Source organism: Mycobacterium sp. (genome assembly GCF_035633495.1).
GTDB lineage: Bacteria > Actinomycetota > Actinomycetes > Mycobacteriales > Mycobacteriaceae > Mycobacterium.
Map to the genome: position 1 here is coordinate 1 of NZ_DASQEU010000121.1, position 19,603 is coordinate 19,603.

The window sequence follows — 19,603 nt, forward strand, 5'->3', positions numbered from 1 at the left end:
ACCATTTCCCGGGCTTCTGATCCACTTCCCAGAAGTAGCTTATCGCCGATGCGAAAGCCCTTCTCGCGGGCAAGTATGCCACCGATGACGAGTTGATTGGCGTCCAAGCTGGCCTCCGGTGGTTGTCCGGCCAGTAACCCGAATGGAAAGGTTGGTCGATCCTGAGCTTGAACGTATGCCAAGGATCCGTCCGTGAGGCTGATCTCGATTTGGGCCGTTCGTTCGACACTCGCAACGCCGGGCAGCGATACAAGTCTTTTGACGGTTTTGGTCGAGAATCTAGCGTCAATCGGCCCGTAATCTGCGAAACGCGTAGTGGTAACCGCCACACGTCCTTCTGCCTGCGATCGAGCGATGTCCACGGCACTTCGGTTGATCGCAGTAAGAAATCCGGACAGCAGGATTACGACCACTACGGGTACGGCGACAGCGCCTGAAATAGCGGCTGTGCGCGATCCATTCGCACGGAGTGTGGCGAGCGCTATTGTGAGCGTCGCACCATGTGCTCGATCAGGCCGAGGCCGTACCGCTGTGATGGCCTGTGCACTCAGATACGCGGCGGACAAGAGCAATCCAATGATTGCAGTGACGGCCCCGCCGTCTGCGACACCGGCCTGCCACGGCTCAAGGCCGCCCGATGACGTGGCTAACATCGCGGAAGCTACTCCGGCTATCCCGACTGCCAGCAGCGCCACCGTTTTAACCCAGATCTTTCGTGGTTTGGTTTGCTCCTGGATTGCACGCCCGGACAGTTCGGCGACTAACGGCGTGTTCGACGCAGAGAGGCTAGGAATTACAGCGGCAAGAACAGCCAAGAGCACCCCCATTCCCAGTCCGACCACGAGGATGCCCGGACCGAGCACGACCGGGACGGTGACACCGACAAATTGTTCGGTGAGTTCACTTGCGCTTGCGACGACTGGCCCTGCGATGACAATGCCAGTAAGGACTCCCATGACTGCTCCCGCTGCTCCAAGGAGCGCCGCCTCGGTGAGGAATCCGATGACGATGGACGACGACGATGCTCCCAGGGCGGCCGCGATCGCGATCTCGCGTCGACGTTCTTCAATCGACAGGCGGGTGATCTGGGCGATCAGGATAGCGCCCACGCCGACCGCGATGAGAGCGAAAATCGCGAGCAGGGGCAAAAGCACGGAGTTGACGTTGTATCCCCGAGCCGGCTCACTTCGAGGCTGGACGCTGAACCCAGGCCCTAATCTGTCGACCAGGCGCGCCCGGATCTCCGCTGCGTTGGAGTCCTTGGAGACAGTGACGTACAGCATGTCGACCCGGCCGGATCGAGCAAACTGTACTTTGGCTTCACTCAGCGGCAAAACCACCACCAGCCCGTCGTTGACGGTATCGAGCTGTGCGGTTTGCTGGAACCTATCCATCGAGAGCTGCCCATCGTCGCTCACGAGTGTTGCGGAAGTCCCCAAGGATCGGCCAAGTAGGGCGGAAGTAACCGGTGGCGGTTCTCGTTGGCCGGGTTGGCATACCTTTGGATCGATGATCCATTGCGCTGAGCAATCGATTCCTAGGCCGAGTACAAATGTTTCCCGGCCGCCATTGCGTATCAGCATTACTCCACGGATGACGGGAACTACGGACGCGACGCCCGGCACCGTCCTGGCAGCATCAATAGCGGCCGAATCGATGCCACCTCGGGTAGCCGCGCCAACGACGCGCAACGGGGCGGGGCCGGCAATTTGGTACCCGACATCGTCGATAGCGGTGCTGACGCTGGTGGTCTCGATCATGACGGCCACAACAACGGCCACACCACCGCCGAGAGAAAAGGCGGCCAGCACGGCGCGCAGTACATGCCTACGGACGGCCCGGAGATTGATGATCCGCAGGACACTGAGGGTTGCGGCTAGTGGTAGGTGCGCCATGCCCATTTGCCAAGTGGTTGGACCGGCCCGCTATCGGACTCGATCCGGCCGTCGAGAAGAGAAATGAGCCGGGGAGCACCGTCGGCGATCGACTGATCATGGGTGACGAGGATGATTGTTTGACCTGATGAATTTAAGCTGTAGAGGATATCGATGACCTTACGACCGTTGTCGGTATCCAGATTACCCGTGGGCTCGTCGGCGAGGATCACATCGGGTTCCATGAATAAGGCTCGTGCCACGGCCACCCTCTGCTGCTCGCCACCCGACAACTCCGCAGGCACCCGTTTGGCCAACGAGGCGAGGCCGACCTGATCCAACAAATTGATTGCCCGGTCGTATTGGATACGGCCCGACCTACCGGCCAATAATCCGGGAAGCATGACGTTTTCAACAACAGACAAGCCAGCTAAAAGATTGAACGACTGAAACACGTACCCGATCGTCCGGCCTCGGACAGCGGCCAACTGCCGGCGAGAAAGCTCCGTCACACTCTTCCCGTCTACCAGAACATCGCCGCTCGTCGGGAGATCCAGCAGCCCGAGAATGCTGAGCAGTGTCGACTTCCCCGATCCGGAAGGTCCGACCAATGCCACGAACTCACCACGAAATATTTGCATGTCGATGTTCGTGAGCACCGGCGTAACTGTGACACCGCGGCCAAATGACTTGTGAAGGTTGCGGGCCTCAACGAGGACCGGTTTCTCAGGCCCATCACGGTTTGGCGCCACGCTTTTCATCCTAGCCCGGATCGTTCACAGCTGATGGTTGTTGGCCGCGTGTAGATGCACGGAAGTGCCTGTCCAGCAAGGGAAAATTGGATTTGCGACCGTTCAACATCCCTTGTCTGGAAGGCATTCCTTAGGTGAAGCGCATTTCGTGGTCGGCTGGATTATCCGTAACTGGTGGGGACCGGCGTGGTGGCCCATTTCGGCAGCGTTGGCCTGAGGTTATTGGCAGATCGAACGGGTCTGACCCACGCCGTCTCGGCAGTGCTGACGCGTCGTTCGTTCGCTGCGGGCCACGACCGTGGACGGGTGCTGACCGATGTGGCGGTGATGCTCGCCGACGGCGGTGAAGCCATCGCCGCCGGCACGTGTGGGCGCAGCTGCCGTGGGGACTGCCCGCCAGCAAGGTCGCTGACACCGACCTCCGTGAGGTGGTGGTACTCGACGTCGATGCCACGATCGTCGTCGCCCACAGTGAGAAAGAGTCCGCGGCACCGGGAGATCGCGGTGTTGTCTGCTGCCCTCGTGAGATGGGGGTTGGCGCGCTGACCGGTGCTGGTCATCTCACGTATCCGCCGCGGGCTCGATGTTTTGGTTGAGGGCGAAGCGATTGTTCGGGTCCAGGCGAGCCTTCAGCTTGGCGATGCGCCGGTAGGTGACCTCACCGAAGCTGGCCCGGATGCGGGCCTGCCCTTCGTCGCCGACGAAGTTGAGATACGCGCTCGCCGGACCGAGGGGATGCAGAGTTTCGTACGCTTCATTGGTCCATGACTTGCATCGTTCGGTGTCGGCGGGGTCGGTCCACGTGGTGATCAGATGGACGATGTAGGGATGGTCGCGGGCCGAAAACGCTGTCGCCTGGGGCGCAACACGGCTCGGAAAGCCACCGAGCCGGATCAGGTGTACACGCGATTGCGGCGCGGGGCGGGTTCGTCCGAGCAGCGCGATGCGCGCGATCGCCTCGTCGGTTAACTCCGTCAGGAAGATCGACTTCCAATAGTTCAGCCGGCCGAATGGTGCGGTGTGGTCGAGGACCTGTTGCCAGGTGGGATAGGCGAGTTCGCGCTGCAGCGTCGTCGCCGGTTCGGTGGTCGCCCCGCGGACGTCCAACAGCGCACCGACAGCCGCCTGACCGACCTCATCGGATCTCGACGAGCAGCCGAGGATCGTGACCAGGTCACGCCCTGAGCTGTCATCGGTTCCGAAGTCGGCAATCGCCGCGAGGTGGTCGTCGGCGTTGTCCATCTGGGCGCGGAAGTGTTCGAGCACGGCGTCGGCGTCGGTGTCGTCGTAAGCCCGCACGCCCCCGATGACGTGATCGACCGGATGGAGGTCGAGCACGAAGTGTGCGACCACCCCGAAGTTGCCGCCGCCGCCGCGCAGCCCCCAAAGGATCTCCGGGTTCTGCAATTCGCTGACGTACAGCACCTCCCCGCTGGCGAGCACCAGCTCCGCGGCAATCAAGTTGTCGCAGCTCAGACCGTATGTCCGGGACATCCAGCCGATTCCTCCGCCGAGCGTGAACCCGCCTACGCCGGTCGATGACACCACCCCGCCGGGGCAGGCCAAACCGTGGCGGGCGGTGACCTGGTCGATGTCGCCCCAGGTCGCACCTGGTTCGACGACTGCGATGCGGCGCTCGGGGTCAACGCGCACGCCGCGCATGAGAGAGAGGTCGATGACGATACCGCCGTCGGTGGAGGAGTGTCCGGCAACGCTGTGCCCGCTACAGCGCACCGCGATCTCGGTGCCAGAGCTGACGGCGTAGCGGACGGCGGCGACGATGTCCGCGCGAGAGCGGCAGCGGAGCACAACGCTCGGCCGCTTGTCGATCAGGCCGTTGAAGATGTGCCGCGCCGAGTCGTAGTCAGTGCTGTCGGGGTGGATCACGTCGCCGGTGAAGTCGGGCACCGTGTGGGTCGTTAGTGTCATCGCTGGCTCCGTGTCTCGGGTATGGCGGGCTTCAGGTAGTGGTTTTCGACGTACCAGTCGTAGGCGTTCTGGACCGCCGTGTGGAACGGCGTAGCGGGCACGCCCAGCTCGTTGCGGGCCTTTTCGCCGTCCGCATAGATGGCAGCAGACGACAGCCGCATCTGATGCCCGTCGATGGGCAGGCGAGGGCCGACCACGCCCCGGGCCGCGGCCACGGCGGCGGCCGCCACCGGTATGGACCAACGCGGGAGGACCACCCTTGGCCCTGGCCGATTGACTATGTCGCAAACGGTGGCGAAAGCGTCGCGGAAGCTCAGATTCTCACCGGCCAGGATGTAGCGTTCGCCGATCCGGCCGCATTCAGCTGCCATGACGTGCCCGCGCACTACGTCCGCGACCGACACGAAGTTGGTGCCACCGGGCGGGGCGAACCGGAGTCGTCCACGCGCGGCCTCGACGACCATCGCGCTGGAGATGCGGTTGACGTCGCGTGGCCCGATGACGACCCCCGGATTGACCGTCACGGCGGCGAGTCCCGCCGCGATGGCGCGGCGCAGCTCACCTTCGGCGAGGTGCTTGCTGTGTCCGTACGGGAACTGGCGGGGACGCAGGTTGAAGTGGTCCGCCTCGGTGAGCTGTCGCCCGGGTGCCGGTATGCCCAACGCGGCGATCGAACTGGTGAAGACAAGCCGTTTCACACCGGCGCGCAGGGCGGCGGCCACTACGTTGCGTGTCCCCTCAACGTTGGTGCGGTAGAGGCGATCACACCCGCGGTAGCGCCAGTAGTCGGAGACTGCCGCGGTATGAAAGACCCAGGTACACCCGGCCATCGCGGTGGCGAGCGCGTCAACGCTGTCCAGCACGTCTCCGACACACATCTCGCAGGCCAGGTCATCCAGTGCGACCGTCGACGAGGTTTCTCGCCGCAGCACCCGAACACTGATCCCGCGGTTGATCAAGGCGGACACCAGGTTCGACCCGACGAACCCGGTTCCGCCCGTAACGAGTGCCAACATGCGCGTCAGAAGCGGTAGGTGGTGCAGCCGACCTGGACACCTGAGCCGACGGTCAGGATCAGCCCGATGTCGCCCGGCCGTACGAGCTCGTGCCGCCGGGCGTGCTCCAGTCCGTACGGCACGGACGAGGTGAAGGGGTCGGCGTCGACGGTGAGGTCGACGAATCGTGATCTCGGGATGGCAACCCGGGCGGCCAGTTCGCTCAGGCCTGCCTGGGACAGATGCGGTGGGAACACGATCGCTATGTCGGCTGGGTCCAGTCCCTCGAGCGTCAAGAGTTCCTTGGCGGCAGAGGGGACACAGTCGAGGTAGATGGCGGCGAGGTCGGGGTCGCGGTCGATCTGCAGCCAGGTCCGCCCCTGGTGTTGCTGGGTGTAGGTCGCGAGTGCCCCGCCGTACTCGGGGTGGTGTCCGAAGACGAACCGGCCGAAGCCTGCGGTGCCATCGCTGGCGCTCAAAAGCACGGCTGACCCCGTCTCGCTGATGCCGTTGAGCGGATAGCCGCTTTCGGGGGTGTTGTTTTCTATTTCCGAGGCCAGCACCATCGCATGTGCGGCCTTTCCCGCACCGATCATTCCGACGGCGACGTGGCAGGCGTTGAGGAAGCCGACCGCGCCGTTGAGGACATCGAAGGCGAGGGTCTTAGGCCCGTCCGGGGACTGTATGTCGTCGTTGATCCCGAGTTCGCCGGCGACCAGTGCGGCCACTGCCGGTTCGCTGAGGAAGTCGTCCCGGTACACACCGGCGTTTATCACCAGGCCGAGCGCTGCCGGGTCAAGGCCACTTTGGTCGAGGCACGCCGTTGCCGCTTGAACCGCGAGCTGTATCGAGCTCACTGGCGCCGATTGCCCAGCGGGAGCGATGCCGACACCGTCGATGCGCACGCGCGGCATCGCCGGCACCTCTTTGCGGTAGCTGCCGGTCCGAACGCTGCGACCGTGCTGGCCATCGGTCCCGCGGCGCATACGATCGGGCAAGTCGTCGAGGGTGTACAGCGCGGTGCCAACGGTCTGTCCGGAGCCGGTGATGCCGAAGACCACGTTGTCTCCGGACTGGATCCGGTTGCTGCGGATGTAGTCGCCGAGGGCAACGAAGTGTGAAGTGGTGGCGGTGTTCCCCCGCTCGGCCAGGTTGTAGATGGTGTTGCCCCGGTCGACTACGGTTCTCCCGAACATCCGGTTGATCGCGATGACTGCGTCGTTGAGCGACGACTCCGATGTCTGGTGCATGAGCAGGTGGTCACAGAGCTCGGGCCGCCACCCGTGCCGCTGCATGACGGCGGTGACGTAGGGCACCGCATGTTTGACCGCGATCGCGGTCTGCGGGACGGAGTCGGCGAACATGATGGCACCGCCGTGCGGTCCGTCGGTCGCCTTGGCGATGCACAGCTTGCTGTACCGGCTCAGGGTGGCCATATCGATGTCGTGGAAGCCGACCCGACTGTTGGGCCCGCGCTCCAGAATTACCGCTGCGCCGGCGTCGCCGAGGGTCAGGCAGGCAAGCCGCGGGTCCATCGGCCCCTCGATTTCATGCTGCGCGGTCTCGGTGAGGTGGCTGATGTATTCGCCGCTGACCACCAGGGCGCAGCGAACCAGTCCGGTCTTCAGGAAAGCGTCCGCCACGGCAATGCCGGTGAACATTCCGGCGCACGCGTTGTTGAGGTCGAAGGCGAGCGCATTGACAAGGCCGCATTGATCGCGCAGCCGCGAGGCGGTGCTGGGCTCGAAGGTGAACTTGTGCCCTGGTCCGTCGCACCGGGAGATGTTGCAGCAGATGAGCAGATCGATCTCCTCGGGCCGATAGCTCGACCGGGCCAGGCAGTCGGCCGCCGCCTGCCGGGCAAGGTCGATGGAGAACTCGTCGTCACCGGCCATCCGTCGGTTCTTGATACCGGTCAGGCGTTCCAACGGGATGCGGATCTCGTTGGCGCACTCCGAAAGAACCGTCTCGGTCGACACCGTCCGCGTCGGCAGGTACACACCGAGGCTTTCGATCACCGTGTTTCGCGTCTCGTCGGGGCTCGCTGACACCGGCTTCGCGGAATCCGGTGTGGTTGGGCCGGCTTCAGCGGTGCCCCGGTCCCCGGCCCGCCGCCCGTGCCCGAACTCCGGGAATTCGAAGTGCTCCGGGCCATCGTAGGAGACAGGTCCGTGTTCGGCGGCCAGTTCGGCGATCGTGCCGTACACGAACATGGACTCCGGCCGGAGCGGCAGGCCGACCGCCTCCGCCCGCACCGCGACCTCCAGGCTCTGAGTGGAGGCACCACCGAGAGCGAAGAAGTCGTCGGTGACGCTGACCCGTTCCAGATCGAGTACCTCACACCAGATCTCGGCCAGGACCTGCTCGGTGTGCGTACGCGGAGCGACGAATTCCTGCTGCTGCGAGCTAGGCACCCCATCCGCTGCCATCAAGGCGCGGCGGTCCACCTTGCCGCTCGAAGTGAGCGGTAGCGCGTCGGTCACGTGGAAGATGGCCGGCACCATGGCGGCCGGGAGCAACTCCAGCAGGAAGCGGCGCAACTCGGCTGTCGACGGCGCCGCGCCCCCGGCCGCGACGACATGGGCGATGAGGATGGTCTTGCCGCTATTTCCCAGGGCATCGTTTCGGGCCACCACTGCGCTCTCCCGCACTGCGGGGTGTTTCGCCAAGGCGGCCTCCACCTCGCCGGGCTCGATCCGGAAACCGTGGATCTTCACCTGGAAGTCGAGGCGTCCGAGGTATTCGATGTTGCCGTCGGGCAGATATCTGGCCTGGTCGCCGGTGCGGTAGAGCAGTCGGTCGGGGTCTCCGGGATCGCTGCTGGACGGATCGGTGACGAAGCTGGCGGCCGTCGCATCGGGCCGGTTGAGGTAGCCGCGGCCGACGCCGACACCGCCGATGAACAGCTCGCCGGGCACACCCACCGGCACCGGTTGGAGATGGGTGTCCAAAAGGTGAATGCGGATGTTGGCGATCGGTCGCCCGATCGGGACCAGCGGGTCGGATACGTCGCGCGCGCAATGGAAATGGGTGACGTCGATCGCGGCCTCGGTAGGCCCGTAGAGGTTGTACAACTCAGCGTCCAGCGTGGCCAGGAAGTGGTCGCGGAGGTCATACGGCAGCGCCTCGCCACTGCAGAACACCCTGCGCAGCCCGACGCAGTCGTCAGCGCCGGGCGCGGCGAGAAAGCGGCGCAACATCGACGGCACGAAATGTGTTGTGGTGACGCCCTGCTCGATGATGGTCCGAACCAGATACGAGGCGTCCTTGTGGCCCTCGGGTTTTGCAATGACAACCCGCGCGCCGGCGATCAGCGGCCAGAAGATCTCCCAGACGAAGGGGTCGAAGCTTGTCGGGGTCTTGTGCAGCACCCGGTCGTCCGCGGTCAGCGGGTAGGCGTCTTGCATCCAGAGCAGCCGGTTACGGATCCCGCCGTGGGTGTTGAGAGCTCCCTTCGGCGTACCGGTGGAACCGGACGTATGAATGACGTAGGCGAGGTTCGTTTCCGTCGTACCAGCGGCTATGGCAACTGGCGCGGCGCCGCCGCCCTGGACCGGGGATGTCCATGCCACGTCGAGGCACAGCCGGTGACCGGTGAAGGTTGCGGGTACCTGTTCCAGGTGCCCTCGGTGGGTGACGCATACCGGCGCGTCCGGTACATCGGTCAGGATGGACGCCATCCGCTGCGTGGGCTGCGCCGGGTCCAGCGGCAGGAAGGCGCCACCGGCCTTGAGGACACCCAGCAGCGCCACGACCAGGTCCTCGGAGCGGTCCAGCAGGACGGGCACAACGATGTCGGGGCCCACACCGAGGTGCTGCAGCCGGTGTGCCAGACCGTCGGCCCGGTGATCGAGCTCCGCGTAGGTCAACTCGCGGTCATCACACGCCACCGCGACGGCGTCGGGGATGCGTGCAGCCGTTGCCGCGACCATCTCGTGCAGGCAGGCAGGGGCCTGGGAATCGGGGTAGCGGACCTCTGTTTGGTTCCACGCAGCCTGCTGGCGGCGCTCCTGCTCGGTCAGCAGCGGCAGCTGCGAGAGGCGTCTGTCGGGATCGGCGACGATACCGTCGAGGATGGTGGCGAAGTGCCCGGCCATCCGCTCGATCGTCTCCGCGGCGAAGAGGTCCGTGTTGTATTGCAGCAGGCCGGACAGCTCCCCGTCCTGTTCACCCATCTCCATCATCAGGTCGAACGGTGCACCGCCCTGCCCGATGTGGATGGTTTCCAGGTCAAGCACCGCGCCAGCAGGGTCTGTGCCCGTTGGGCCGGGCCCGTCGGAAAAACGGCGCGTTTGTTGCCAAGCAAACGAGACCTGGAACAGCGGTGTGCGGCCCCCATCGCGCGGTGGCCGTAGCCGCTCGACGAGCAGCGGGAAGGGATAGTCCTGGTGGGTGAGCGCGCCCAGCACGGTGTCCTTGACGCGGCTGAGCACCGAGGTGAATGTCGGGTCGTCGTGCAGGTCGACGCGCAGGGCTACAGGATTGGCAAGGTAGCCGACCATGCCTTCCAGCCCGGCTTGGTCGCGGCACGCGAAGGGTGAGCCGATGAGAAGCTCGTTCTGGCCGCTGTAGCGGTGCAGCAACGTGGCGTAGGCCGCGAGGATCGTCATGTAGGGCGTCGCGCCGGCGGCCCGGCCTACCTGCTTGAGCCCGGCGGTGAGCCGACCGTCGACGGTGAACTGGTGGACGGCGCCCCGGTAGGTCTGACGGGCTGGTCGTGGTCGGTCGGTGGGCAGTCGAAGGATCGGCAGGTCGCCGGCCAACTGTTCATGCCAGTAACGCCAGAGGTGCTCGCCTTCGGCGCCTGCCAGCATCCGGGTCTGCCGATCGGTGTGGTCGACGTATCGTTCCGCCGGTGGCGCGGGCGGGTGGGCACCGTGCTCCGCGGCGTACAGCAGGCGAAGCTCGTCGAGAATGACGTCGATGGACCAGAAATCGACGGCGATGTGATGCACCGCCAGTAGGAGGACGTGTTCATCGGGTGCGCGCCGTAGCAGTGTCAGCCGCAACACCGGGCCGGTGTACAGGTCGAAGGGACGGTCGGTCTCCCGACGTATCCACTCGTCGAGCTGACCTTGGTCGGGGCCGAGGTCGTGCCGCGCGATCCGCACCGGCCATTGTGGATGGACGAGTTGAACCGTTTGCCCGTCGCGCTCGGTGTACGTGGTGCGGAGCATCGGATGGCGGTCAACGAGTGCCTGGGCGGCGCGCTCCAGTGCCGGTACATCAAGCTCACCGCTGATCCGCCCGGCATAGGCGATGGTGTAGGCGGCGCTTTCCGGTGCCAGTTTATGGATGAACCACATGGACCGCTGTCCGTACGACAACGGATACACCGAGGCTGAGTTCTCCGCTTCCGCCATGAGGAGCTCAGACAGCAGCGCACGCTTTCGCTCCGCAGAAAGGCCGGAGATGTCGATGGGCTCATCCATCATCACTACCCTCCTTCACGACAAGCTCTCGCTCGGCGATGACCATCCGCAGCAGCTCATCCACGGAATCGTCGGAAAGCTCGGGCACCTGGGCGAGCAGGTCGACCTCGCGTGACGCAGCGGCAGATGGTTTCTGCGGAGCCGCCTTCGCCGGTGAGGCCCCAGCGGGCCGGGCCGGGCCGGTGCGCGACAGTTGGTCGCCGAGCCAGCCGGAGAGGCTGGCCACGGTTGGCCTATCCAGCAGCCGGGCAACCGGCACGACGATGCCCAGGTCGCGTTCGATCTGGATGCGCAGCTCCAACGCGATGAGCGAGTCGACGCCGAGGCCGGTGAGGGGCGCCGCGACGTCCAGGCTCGACGGGGCCAGGCCGAGTTTGCCGGCAGCCAGGTCGCGCAAGTAGCGCTCGAGCCGCCGCTGGCGCTCTTCCGGTCCCGCGCCCTGCAGCGCGTCGCCCAGGCTGCTTCCCGGCCCGGGCGCATCATCGGTCCCCAGGTCCGTCGCCCGCTTACCGGCCGACGGTCCAGCGGGAAGATCCGCGAGCAGCGGCGGGTTCATGCCCGGGCTTAATCCCGACTGCCACCGCGCCCAGTCGATGTCGAGGACGGCGACCTGCGTAGCAGACCGCGCGAGCAGATCCGCCAACGCTCGCAGGCATTCGGCCGCCGGCATGGCCTCGACGCCGTGTCGGGTGAGGTACGCCTGCTCGGACCGAGCGGAAAAGCCAAGCCCGGCCCATGGTCCCCAGTTGATGCTCAACGCTGCCCGGCCTTCGGCACGTCGATGCCACGCCAGCGCGTCGAGGGACGCGTTCGCTGCCGCGTAGTTCGCCGCCCCGGGCAAGCCCAGCAGTGTCGCGGCCGACGAAAAGAGCACGAAGAAGTCCAGTGCCGCGTCCCGGGTCAGCGCGTGCAGGTTCCAGGCGCCCTGGACCTTGGGCGCCATCACCTCCCGTAGCTGCCGCTCGTCGAGGAATTGCAGCATGCCGTCGTCGATGACCCCGGCCGCATGCACCACCCCTCGCAACGGTGGCATCGACGCGCTGATCGACTCAAGGACGGCCGCGACGTCATCGGCCCTGGCGACGTCGCCGCGCGCAACCATCACCTCGGTGCCGACCGCCCGCAACGCGTCCAACGTCACCTGCGCGGACGCCGAGGCGTCGCTTCGCCCCATCAGGACCAGGTGCCGGGCGCCCTGCTCGGCCATCCAGCTGGCCACCACACATCCGAGCGCGCCAAGTCCACCGGTGATGAGATAGGTGGCCTCAGCTTCGAAGGCCGTGAAAGCCTTGACACCGGCCGAGTTCTCGGCGGCCTCGACTCCGTCGTATCGGGTGAGCCGCGCGACGTAGCGACGGCTGCTACGCAGCGCCACGTCAACCTCGGGGTTACCCGCCCACACCTCCCGGAACAGCGCCCGGAGTTCTTCCGGGCCGCCGCCCGCGGACAGGTCGACCCGGGTGCAATGCAGCTCCGGATACTCGTGGTCAATGGTGCGACCCATCCCCCACACTGGAGCCTGGGCGATCGACACGGGTTCGGGTTCGGTGCCTGCGGTGCCCGCCACCTGCGCCCCGCGGGTCACCAGCCAGAGGCGCGGCGGATCCGACCAACCAGCCAACGACAACGCCTGCACGAGATGCAGCACGCTTACCGGGCCCAGCGTGGTAGCCGACTCCAGCGAGCCGGTCGACGTGTCGGCCGGCGCGGCGGCCAGCAGACCCCACAGATGCACCACCCCGCGGCAGGGTGGTTGTTCGCCCCCGAACGCTTCTTCGAGGAGCCGCCGAAAGTGCTCGGGCTGCGCCGGATCAAGACGGTAGTCGCCAGATGCCAGACGCTCGAATTCGGCACCCGACTCGACGAGCACACATGTCTGAGAATGTGATTCGAGATGGTCATGGAGCGTGTCGGCAGCGACACCTCCGTCGCTCAAGATGAGCCAGCTTCCCGCGTCGATCGACTGGCTCGGCGTATCCGGGTCCGGCCGGATGGATGCGGGCTGCCACCGCAGCTGGTAGAGCCGATCACGCAGGTCCGCCGCCATCGTCGGTATCTCACCAGGGGTCTGCTGTAGCCGGTTGTCGGTGACGCCGTGCGGGGGCGCGATGGTGGTCCCAGCGTCCAACCAGGAATGAACACGTTGCCACGGGTAGGTAGGTGCAGTCACGCATCGGCCGCCCATGGGATACAGCTGCTCCCACGCAACTGGCTGCCCCACGGTGTAGAGGGTGCCCAGCGACGCGAGCGCGGTGGCACGCCCGTCTTCGTCACGGCGCATGGACGGCACCAAGGTGCAGTTTCGGCCCAGGTCCGCAGCGTCCTCGCGGGCCGCGGTCAGCAGGATGGGATGCGGGCTGATCTCGACGAATGTGTCATGCCCGCTGTCCAGCAGCCGATGCAGCGCGGGCGAGAACCGCACCGGCGAACACAGGTTCTCCACCCAGTAGTCGGGGTCAACCAGGCGGTCGTTCAGCAGCTCACCGGTGACCGTGGAGTAGATGGGTATGGTCGGCGCGGTCGGTCGCAGCCCCCCGAGCATGCCGCGCAGCTCGGTAGCCAACGCAGTCACCTGCGGGCTGTGCGAGGCAGCATCGACGTCAATCCACCGGCAGAACCGGTCGCGCTGCTCCAGGACCGCCACAAGGTCGGCCAAAACTGTTCGATCACCCGACAACACCGTTGATCGAAGGCTGTTGCTCGCGGCGATCGCGACCTGACCCTCTCGGCCGGCGATGAGCTCCTGCGCTTCGGCCATGGTCAGCTCTGCCACCATCATCGCTCCGCGGCCGCGGACCCGTTGAAGCATCCGCGCCCGAGCCCAGATCACCCGTGCCGCGTCTTCCAGGCTCAGCGCGCCGGCGACATGCGCCGCCGCGACCTCACCCATGCTGTGCCCCACCACCGCGGTCGGCTCAACCCCCCACGACCGCCACAATGCGGCCAGCGCCACCTGGACAGCGAAGATCGCCGGTTGGATTCGGCCGATGTCGGTGAGTTCGGAATTGCCGTGGTCGGCTAGCTCCGCAAGCACGGAGCGTCCCCGATACGCGCGTATCGCGCGGTCGCACGCCGCCAACGCATCGCGGAACACCGGTTCCTCCGCCTGCAATTGCTGTCCCATGCCGCACCACTGCGAGCCCTGGCCGGAGAAGACGAAGGTCGCCGCGGGCCGGTGGCCGGCACGACGACGTCCGACGGATAGTCCGGCCCGGGTCTCCCCCCGTCGGTAGGCGGCCAGAGACTCGGCCATCGTCGCGTGGGAGTCTGCGACCACGGACAACCGATGGTCATGGTGACCGCGACGCGCGCCGGCTGTGAAGCACAGGTCGGCAAGTGGCGTCCCGGTAGCAAGTGCCAGCTGGTACCGCCCTGCCAGCGCGGCCAGAGCCTCGGGGGACCGGGCGGAGAGTGGCAGCAACTCCGCTCGATCATCTGCCGTGCCATCCGCCACTGGCGTGGCCCGTACCTGCGGGGCCTCGGTAAGGACTATGTGCGCGTTGGTGCCACCAAAGCCGAACGAGCTGACCCCTGCGATCGCTCGCCCGCCGTTGTCCGGCCACGGAGTGAGGGTCTGCGCCACGCGCAACGGCAGCCGGTCGAAGGGAATGTTCGGGTTGGGTTCGGTGAAGTTCAGGCTCGGCGGGATCGCCCGGTGCTGCAGAGCCAACGCTACTTTGATGAGCCCGGCCACTCCGGCCGCCGCCTCTAGATGGCCGATGTTGGTCTTGGCCGAGCCGACCAGACACCGACTGCCCGGCGGACGAGCGTCGGCCAGGATCGTGCCCAGGGCCTTCGCCTCGATTGCATCGCCGAGTAACGTCCCGGTGCCGTGCGCTTCGACGTACTGAACGGAGCCCGGCGACAGCCCCGCGCGGCGGTAGGCCGCGGCCAGCACGGCTTCCTGCGATTGCCGGCTGGGCGCCATCAGCCCGTTCGTCCGGCCATCCTGGTTGGTGGCGGTGCCGCGGATCACCGCATAGATCGGGTCGTTATCGGCCAGTGCCCGGCCGAGTGGTTTGAGAACGACGATCCCGGCGCCCTCACCTCGTACGTAGCCGTCCGCACCGGCGTCGAAGGTTTTGCAGCGGCCGTCTGGAGCCAGCACCCTGGCCTTGGTGAAGTTGATCGCGATCGCCGGTGAAAGGATGACGTTCGCGCCTCCCGCGAGCGCCATCGTGCACTCGCCGTCGCGCAGGCTGCGACACGCCAGGTGGATGGCGACCAGCGACGACGAACAGGCGGTGTCGATTGCCATGCTCGGTCCGCGGAAGTCGTAGACGTAGGAGAGCCGGTTGGCAGCCACGCTCAACGCGTTTCCGGTGCCGGTGTAGGCGTCGACAAGTCGCGGCTGGCCAAACGGGATTTGCCCATAGTCATTTGTGGAGATGCCGACGAATACACCGGTGTGGCTACCGGCAAGCCGCTCCGGCACCTGCCCGGCGTCTTCCAACGCCTCCCACGCCACCTCCAGGAGCAGACGCTGCTGGGGGTCCATTTGCGCCGACTCCCTTGGCGAGATGCCGAAGAACTGGAAGTCGAACTGGTCGACCTCGGGTAGGAAACCGCCCCGCCGGCTGACCGCAGTGCCCGGCGTGGACGGATCCGGGTCGTAGAAGGCATCGGCGTCCCAGCGGTCCGGCGGTATCTCGCTGATCGCGTCCACACCGTCGGATAGCAGCCGCCAGAAGGCCGCCGGCCCGTCGGCACCCGGAAACCGGCAGCCGATCCCGACGATCGCGATTGGCTCGTCCGCGGCGCGCGCATCGCCGCTGTCCCCGGCTGGCGCGACGGCGCGGTTGTCGGCGGGGACCTCTTCGGCCAAATGGCTGGAAAGTACGTCGATCGTGGGATATTCGTACACCAACGTGGGCGAGAGTTCGCGTCCCAGCCACGCCTCCAATGCGGCCGTCAGCCGGACGGCATGGATGGAGTCGAGGCCGTAGTAGGCGAACGGAAGGGATGGGTCGATCTCCGTTGCCCGGAGGTCGAGTTGATCAGAAAGCTGGGTGACGAACCAGGCCGCGATTTCCGCCGCACTGCGCCCGCCGTGCTCCGACGCCACCCGGGCGGTCGGTGCGGGCGGCGACGGAGCGTGCCACTGGGCGACCCCGTCGAGGTCGCCGTCGAGGAACCGCTGCCGGCAGGTGCCCCGCTGGATCTTGCCGCTCGATGTGGTCGGAAGTCGCAATGCCTCCAACAGGACGACGGCGTGTGCCGCAATCCCATGTTGCTCGGTGATCGCGGTCCGGATTGCGTGCACGACGTCGGTGAGTTCGGCATCACCGAACCGAGAGTGGTCCACCTCCTGCACGACAACGAGCTGTTCGGCGGCACCTGAATCCGGCGTGACCGAGAAGGCCGCACCTCGGCCCGGCAGCAGCGCTGGATGGCAGTCCTGCACGGTTATCTCGATGTCGTCGGGGTAGTAGTTGCCGCCGCGGATGATGACGAGGTCCTTGAGGCGTCCGGTGACGAACAGCTCGTTGTCGTGCAGGAAACCCAGATCCCCGGTACGCAGGAACGGGCCGTCCCCCGTCTCCGAAAGGAACGCCGAGAATGTCTCTTCGGTCTGTTCCGGCCGTCCCCAGTAACCCCGTGCAACGCTCGGCCCGGCGACCCAGATCTCGCCGACTTCGTCTGCCGGGCATGGCCGTCGGGTCACCGGATCGACAGCGAGGACCTGCTGGCCACCCTGCGGCCGACCGCAACCGACGAGCGCTGCAGCGACCGGATGCTCCGGCGCGACATCGACGACTCGGTGCTCGCGTAGCGCGGTGCTATCCACGTGTCGCACCACCGGCACGGCGGAGTCCGACCCACCGGACACCAGCAGGGTTGCCTCCGCCAGCCCATACACCGGTGCAAACGCCTCCGGCCGGAAACCAGCCGGGGCGAAGGCGTCAGCGAAACCCTGCACGGTCGTGGTACGCACCCGCTCCGCGCCGCACATGGCCGTGGACCAGCTGGACAGATCGAGCGCCGCCCGTTCCTCGGCGCTACTGAGTTCGACACACATGTCGTAGGCGAAGTTCGGCGCGGTGGTGATTGTGGCGCGATGTCGGGAGATGGCTTCCAGCCACCGCATTGGGCGCTTGATGAAGGCGGTTGGCGACATGAGGTGGGTAGTGCACCCGACGTAAAGCGTTCCGAGGATACCGCCAATGAGACCCATGTCATGATGAGGCGGCAGCCAGAACACGCCGACTGCGTGGTCGTCACCGTGCCACACCTGACGGATGGCCTCCGAGTTGTGTAGGAGGTTGTGGTGCGTCAGCACGACGCCCTTCGGTGAGCTGGTGGAGCCCGAGGTGTACTGCACGATGGCGGCTGCGTTCGGGTCGAGGTCCGGTGCGACCCATTCCTCGCCGTCCCGGAGGTCCGCGTCCGCGACGCACCACCGCAACGAAGGTCCATCGACCAAATCGTCTACCGTGGCCTTGATTCTCGCTTGCGACTCGGCGGTGGTGAGGGCGAACCCGGCTTGCACGTCCGCGACGATCGACGCGACGCGCGGAACCAGGTGCTTGTGCACCGGCGGATGCACCGGCACGGCGACGGCTCCGGCATAGACACACCCGAAGAGACCGGCGACAAAGTCCAAGCCCGGGGGGCACAAGACAAGTACCCGTTCGCCCGCAGCGCCCTGTTGTTGCAGACTCGACGCGATTCGCCGCGCCTTGATGTCCAACTCTTGATAGGTCAGCCGACCATGTTCTTCTTCGCCATCGTGGGAGAAGCCAAACGCAATCTTGTCTTGATAGCGTTCGGCTCTCCGCTCCAGGAGGTCCGGCAGTGTGCGTGCGGTGGGTGCCGTGTCCTCGGGCACGCCGCGCGCCGTGGCGCTGGGCGACCTGGCGGCCTTCATGTCGCCATCCTGTACTACTAAATCCGCTCCTGTACTGCTAACCCGCTTTTGCGCTAGCCAACGACATCGAATACCTGCCCGGCAGGCACAGCGACGATCCGGCGCGCCGTCGCCACCTTGAGTTCGTCGAGGTGTCCTTCCTCGGCGTCCGTGCGGGTGTCGGTGCGCGCCAGCCTGATGAACTCCTCGGTGACGAACCCATCCCGAAGCACTGCCGTGACCGAGCGTCCGCCGACCGAGATCCCGAATGCGAAGTCCTCCAGGAGCATTCCCCGGTCGGCGCGCAACAACTCCCGATCGACGACGTAGCGGCCGTCGGTGACCGCGTGAGTTACGACCTCGAAGTCGTCGCGGGCGCCGGGCCCCCGAAACGGGGTGCGCACCGTCACGGAACGGCGTGGGGGCGGACGGTCGGGTGACAGCATGGCGAAGGCGAGTTGCACCGCCTTGAACGCGCAGGCCACACCAGCGGGCGAACCCGGCCCGTCGTAGCGCAGCATGTCCTCGAAGGTGAATGCGATGGTCCGGCCACGCTCGGTGACCTCAACGGACTCGGGCGGCGGCACGATCACGTCAGCGTGCTGCGGCGTCCCAGCTGCGTCGGTACCCGACCGACACCTCCAGCGGCACGTCCAGCGGGTAGGCCCCGCCCATCTTGTCGCGCACCAACGCATCCAGCGTTTCGCGCTCGCACTCGGCCACCTCGAACAGCAATTCGTCGTGAACCTGCAGCAGCATCCGGGACTTGAGTCCCGCGTCGCGGATCGCCGTGTCGGTGTTGATCATCGCCACCTTGATGATGTCGGCGGCGCTGCCCTGAATCGGGGCGTTCAGCGCGGCCCGCTCGGCGGCCTCCCGCACGTTGCGGTTGCTGCTGTCCAGCTCCGGCAGATAGCGCCGTCTGCCCAGCACCGTCGAGGTGTAACCGTCCTTGCGGGCCTGGTCGACCACGGACTGCAGGTAGTCCGGTTCTTCAATTATAATCGGGCAGTTGTGATTTCGCTCTCGTTGGCGTGCCGGTGGAGTAGAAGGCCCTTGGCCTTCTGAAGTCTGAAAGTTGCGAAGCATTCAGGCGGAGGAAGGAAACCAAGGGCCGTGACCGACGGTACGACATCGTTGTTCGGGTTGCCAGGGATGCGGGTGGAGGTGTCGAACGCCTCGCTGACGGGACGCGGGTGGTGTGTGCGGTCACTGCCGATGAGACGGCGGCGGCGTGCCCGTCGTGTGGGGTGTTCTCCTACCTCGCGCAAGGGGCGCACGACCACCTCGCCGAAGGACATTCCGTACGGGCAGGATCGAATCATATTGCGGTGGAGCAAGTCCCGGTGGAGATGCCAGGAGGACTACTGCGAGCGCGGCTCGTTCACCGAAGCGGTCCCGCAGGTGCCCCCGCGCGCCCCGCGCCACCGGACGCTGCGCACCCAGATCGGCGCGGCCATCGGGGACGCCGCCCGCTCGGTGGCCGAGGTCGCCGCCGCCCACCGGGTGTCGTGGCCGACCGCGCACCGCGCCTTCGTCAGCCACGCCGAGGCGCTACTGACCGAGCCGGCTACCCACGACGGTCTTGGGGATCGACGAGACCCACCGCGGCAAGCCCCGCTGGGAGTACTGCACCGACGCCAAGCGGTGGGTGCGCCTGGATCCATGGGACACCGGGTTCGTGAACCTGGTCGGCAACCAGGGCCTGCTCGGGCAGCAGCCGGGCCGCACCGCCACCGCGTTGATCGACTGGCTCTGGCAGCGCAGCCCGAAC

At 66.2% G+C, this 19,603-nt stretch carries 7 protein-coding genes and 2 pseudogenes; 1 reads left to right on the forward strand and 8 read right to left on the reverse strand.

Going from position 1 to position 19,603, the window contains the following annotated elements; all coding sequences use genetic code 11:
- Both VET27_RS18345 and VET27_RS18350 read right to left on the reverse strand, forming a co-directional pair.
- Nucleotides 1-1,811, reverse strand: a 1,811-nt coding sequence (locus VET27_RS18345; protein WP_526520677.1) for an ABC transporter permease, incomplete at its 3' end; no start/stop codon positions are given.
- 65 nt (nucleotides 1,812-1,876) lie between these two features.
- Nucleotides 1,877-2,533, reverse strand: a complete 657-nt coding sequence (locus VET27_RS18350; RefSeq protein ID WP_526520679.1) for an ABC transporter ATP-binding protein — start codon at nucleotides 2,531-2,533, stop codon at nucleotides 1,877-1,879.
- 227 nt (nucleotides 2,534-2,760) lie between these two features.
- On the opposite strand from VET27_RS18350, the pseudogene VET27_RS18355 reads away from it, so the two are divergent.
- Nucleotides 2,761-3,120: pseudogene (locus tag VET27_RS18355) on the forward strand (IS1380 family transposase); the annotation flags it as partial.
- Between the two features lie 67 nt (nucleotides 3,121-3,187).
- On the opposite strand, the gene VET27_RS18360 reads toward VET27_RS18355, so the two are convergent.
- From VET27_RS18360 to VET27_RS18385, 6 genes and pseudogenes are all read right to left on the reverse strand, one after another.
- On the reverse strand, nucleotides 3,188-4,555 hold the full coding sequence (locus tag VET27_RS18360) for an FAD-binding oxidoreductase (protein WP_526520681.1): 1,368 nt from the start codon (nucleotides 4,553-4,555) through the stop codon (nucleotides 3,188-3,190).
- Nucleotides 4,552-5,571, reverse strand: coding sequence for an NAD-dependent epimerase/dehydratase family protein (locus VET27_RS18365; RefSeq protein WP_526520683.1), 1,020 nt, complete (start codon nucleotides 5,569-5,571; stop codon nucleotides 4,552-4,554). Before VET27_RS18365 ends, VET27_RS18360 begins: the two co-directional genes overlap by 4 nt.
- A 5-nt stretch (nucleotides 5,572-5,576) precedes the next feature.
- Nucleotides 5,577-10,982: an amino acid adenylation domain-containing protein gene (locus VET27_RS18370; protein ID WP_526520685.1), complete on the reverse strand. Its 5,406-nt coding sequence runs from the start codon at nucleotides 10,980-10,982 to the stop codon at nucleotides 5,577-5,579.
- Complete coding sequence (locus VET27_RS18375) at nucleotides 10,975-17,850, reverse strand: SDR family NAD(P)-dependent oxidoreductase (RefSeq protein WP_526520687.1); 6,876 nt, start codon at nucleotides 17,848-17,850, stop codon at nucleotides 10,975-10,977. Before VET27_RS18375 ends, VET27_RS18370 begins: the two co-directional genes overlap by 8 nt.
- Before the next feature lie 53 nt (nucleotides 17,851-17,903).
- Nucleotides 17,904-18,422 carry a hypothetical protein gene (locus VET27_RS18380; protein ID WP_526520689.1) on the reverse strand — a complete coding sequence of 173 codons (519 nt, stop codon included), beginning with the start codon at nucleotides 18,420-18,422 and terminating at the stop codon, nucleotides 17,904-17,906.
- Nucleotide 18,423: 1 nt separating this feature from the next.
- A pseudogene (locus VET27_RS18385) lies at nucleotides 18,424-18,816 on the reverse strand (DNA polymerase); the annotation flags it as partial.
- Between the last annotated feature and the right edge of the window lie 787 nt (nucleotides 18,817-19,603).

What these genes read in the sequence shown, in the direction of transcription:
- VET27_RS18365 (WP_526520683.1), bottom strand. Translation starts at nt 5,571, where the DNA reads ATGTTGGCACTCGTTACGGGCGGAACCGGGTTCGTCGGGTCGAACCTG.
- VET27_RS18370 (WP_526520685.1), bottom strand. Translation starts at nt 10,982, where the DNA reads ATGGATGAGCCCATCGACATCTCCGGCCTTTCTGCGGAGCGAAAGCGT.
- VET27_RS18375 (WP_526520687.1), bottom strand. Translation starts at nt 17,850, where the DNA reads ATGAAGGCCGCCAGGTCGCCCAGCGCCACGGCGCGCGGCGTGCCCGAG.
- VET27_RS18360 (WP_526520681.1), bottom strand. Translation starts at nt 4,555, where the DNA reads ATGACACTAACGACCCACACGGTGCCCGACTTCACCGGCGACGTGATC.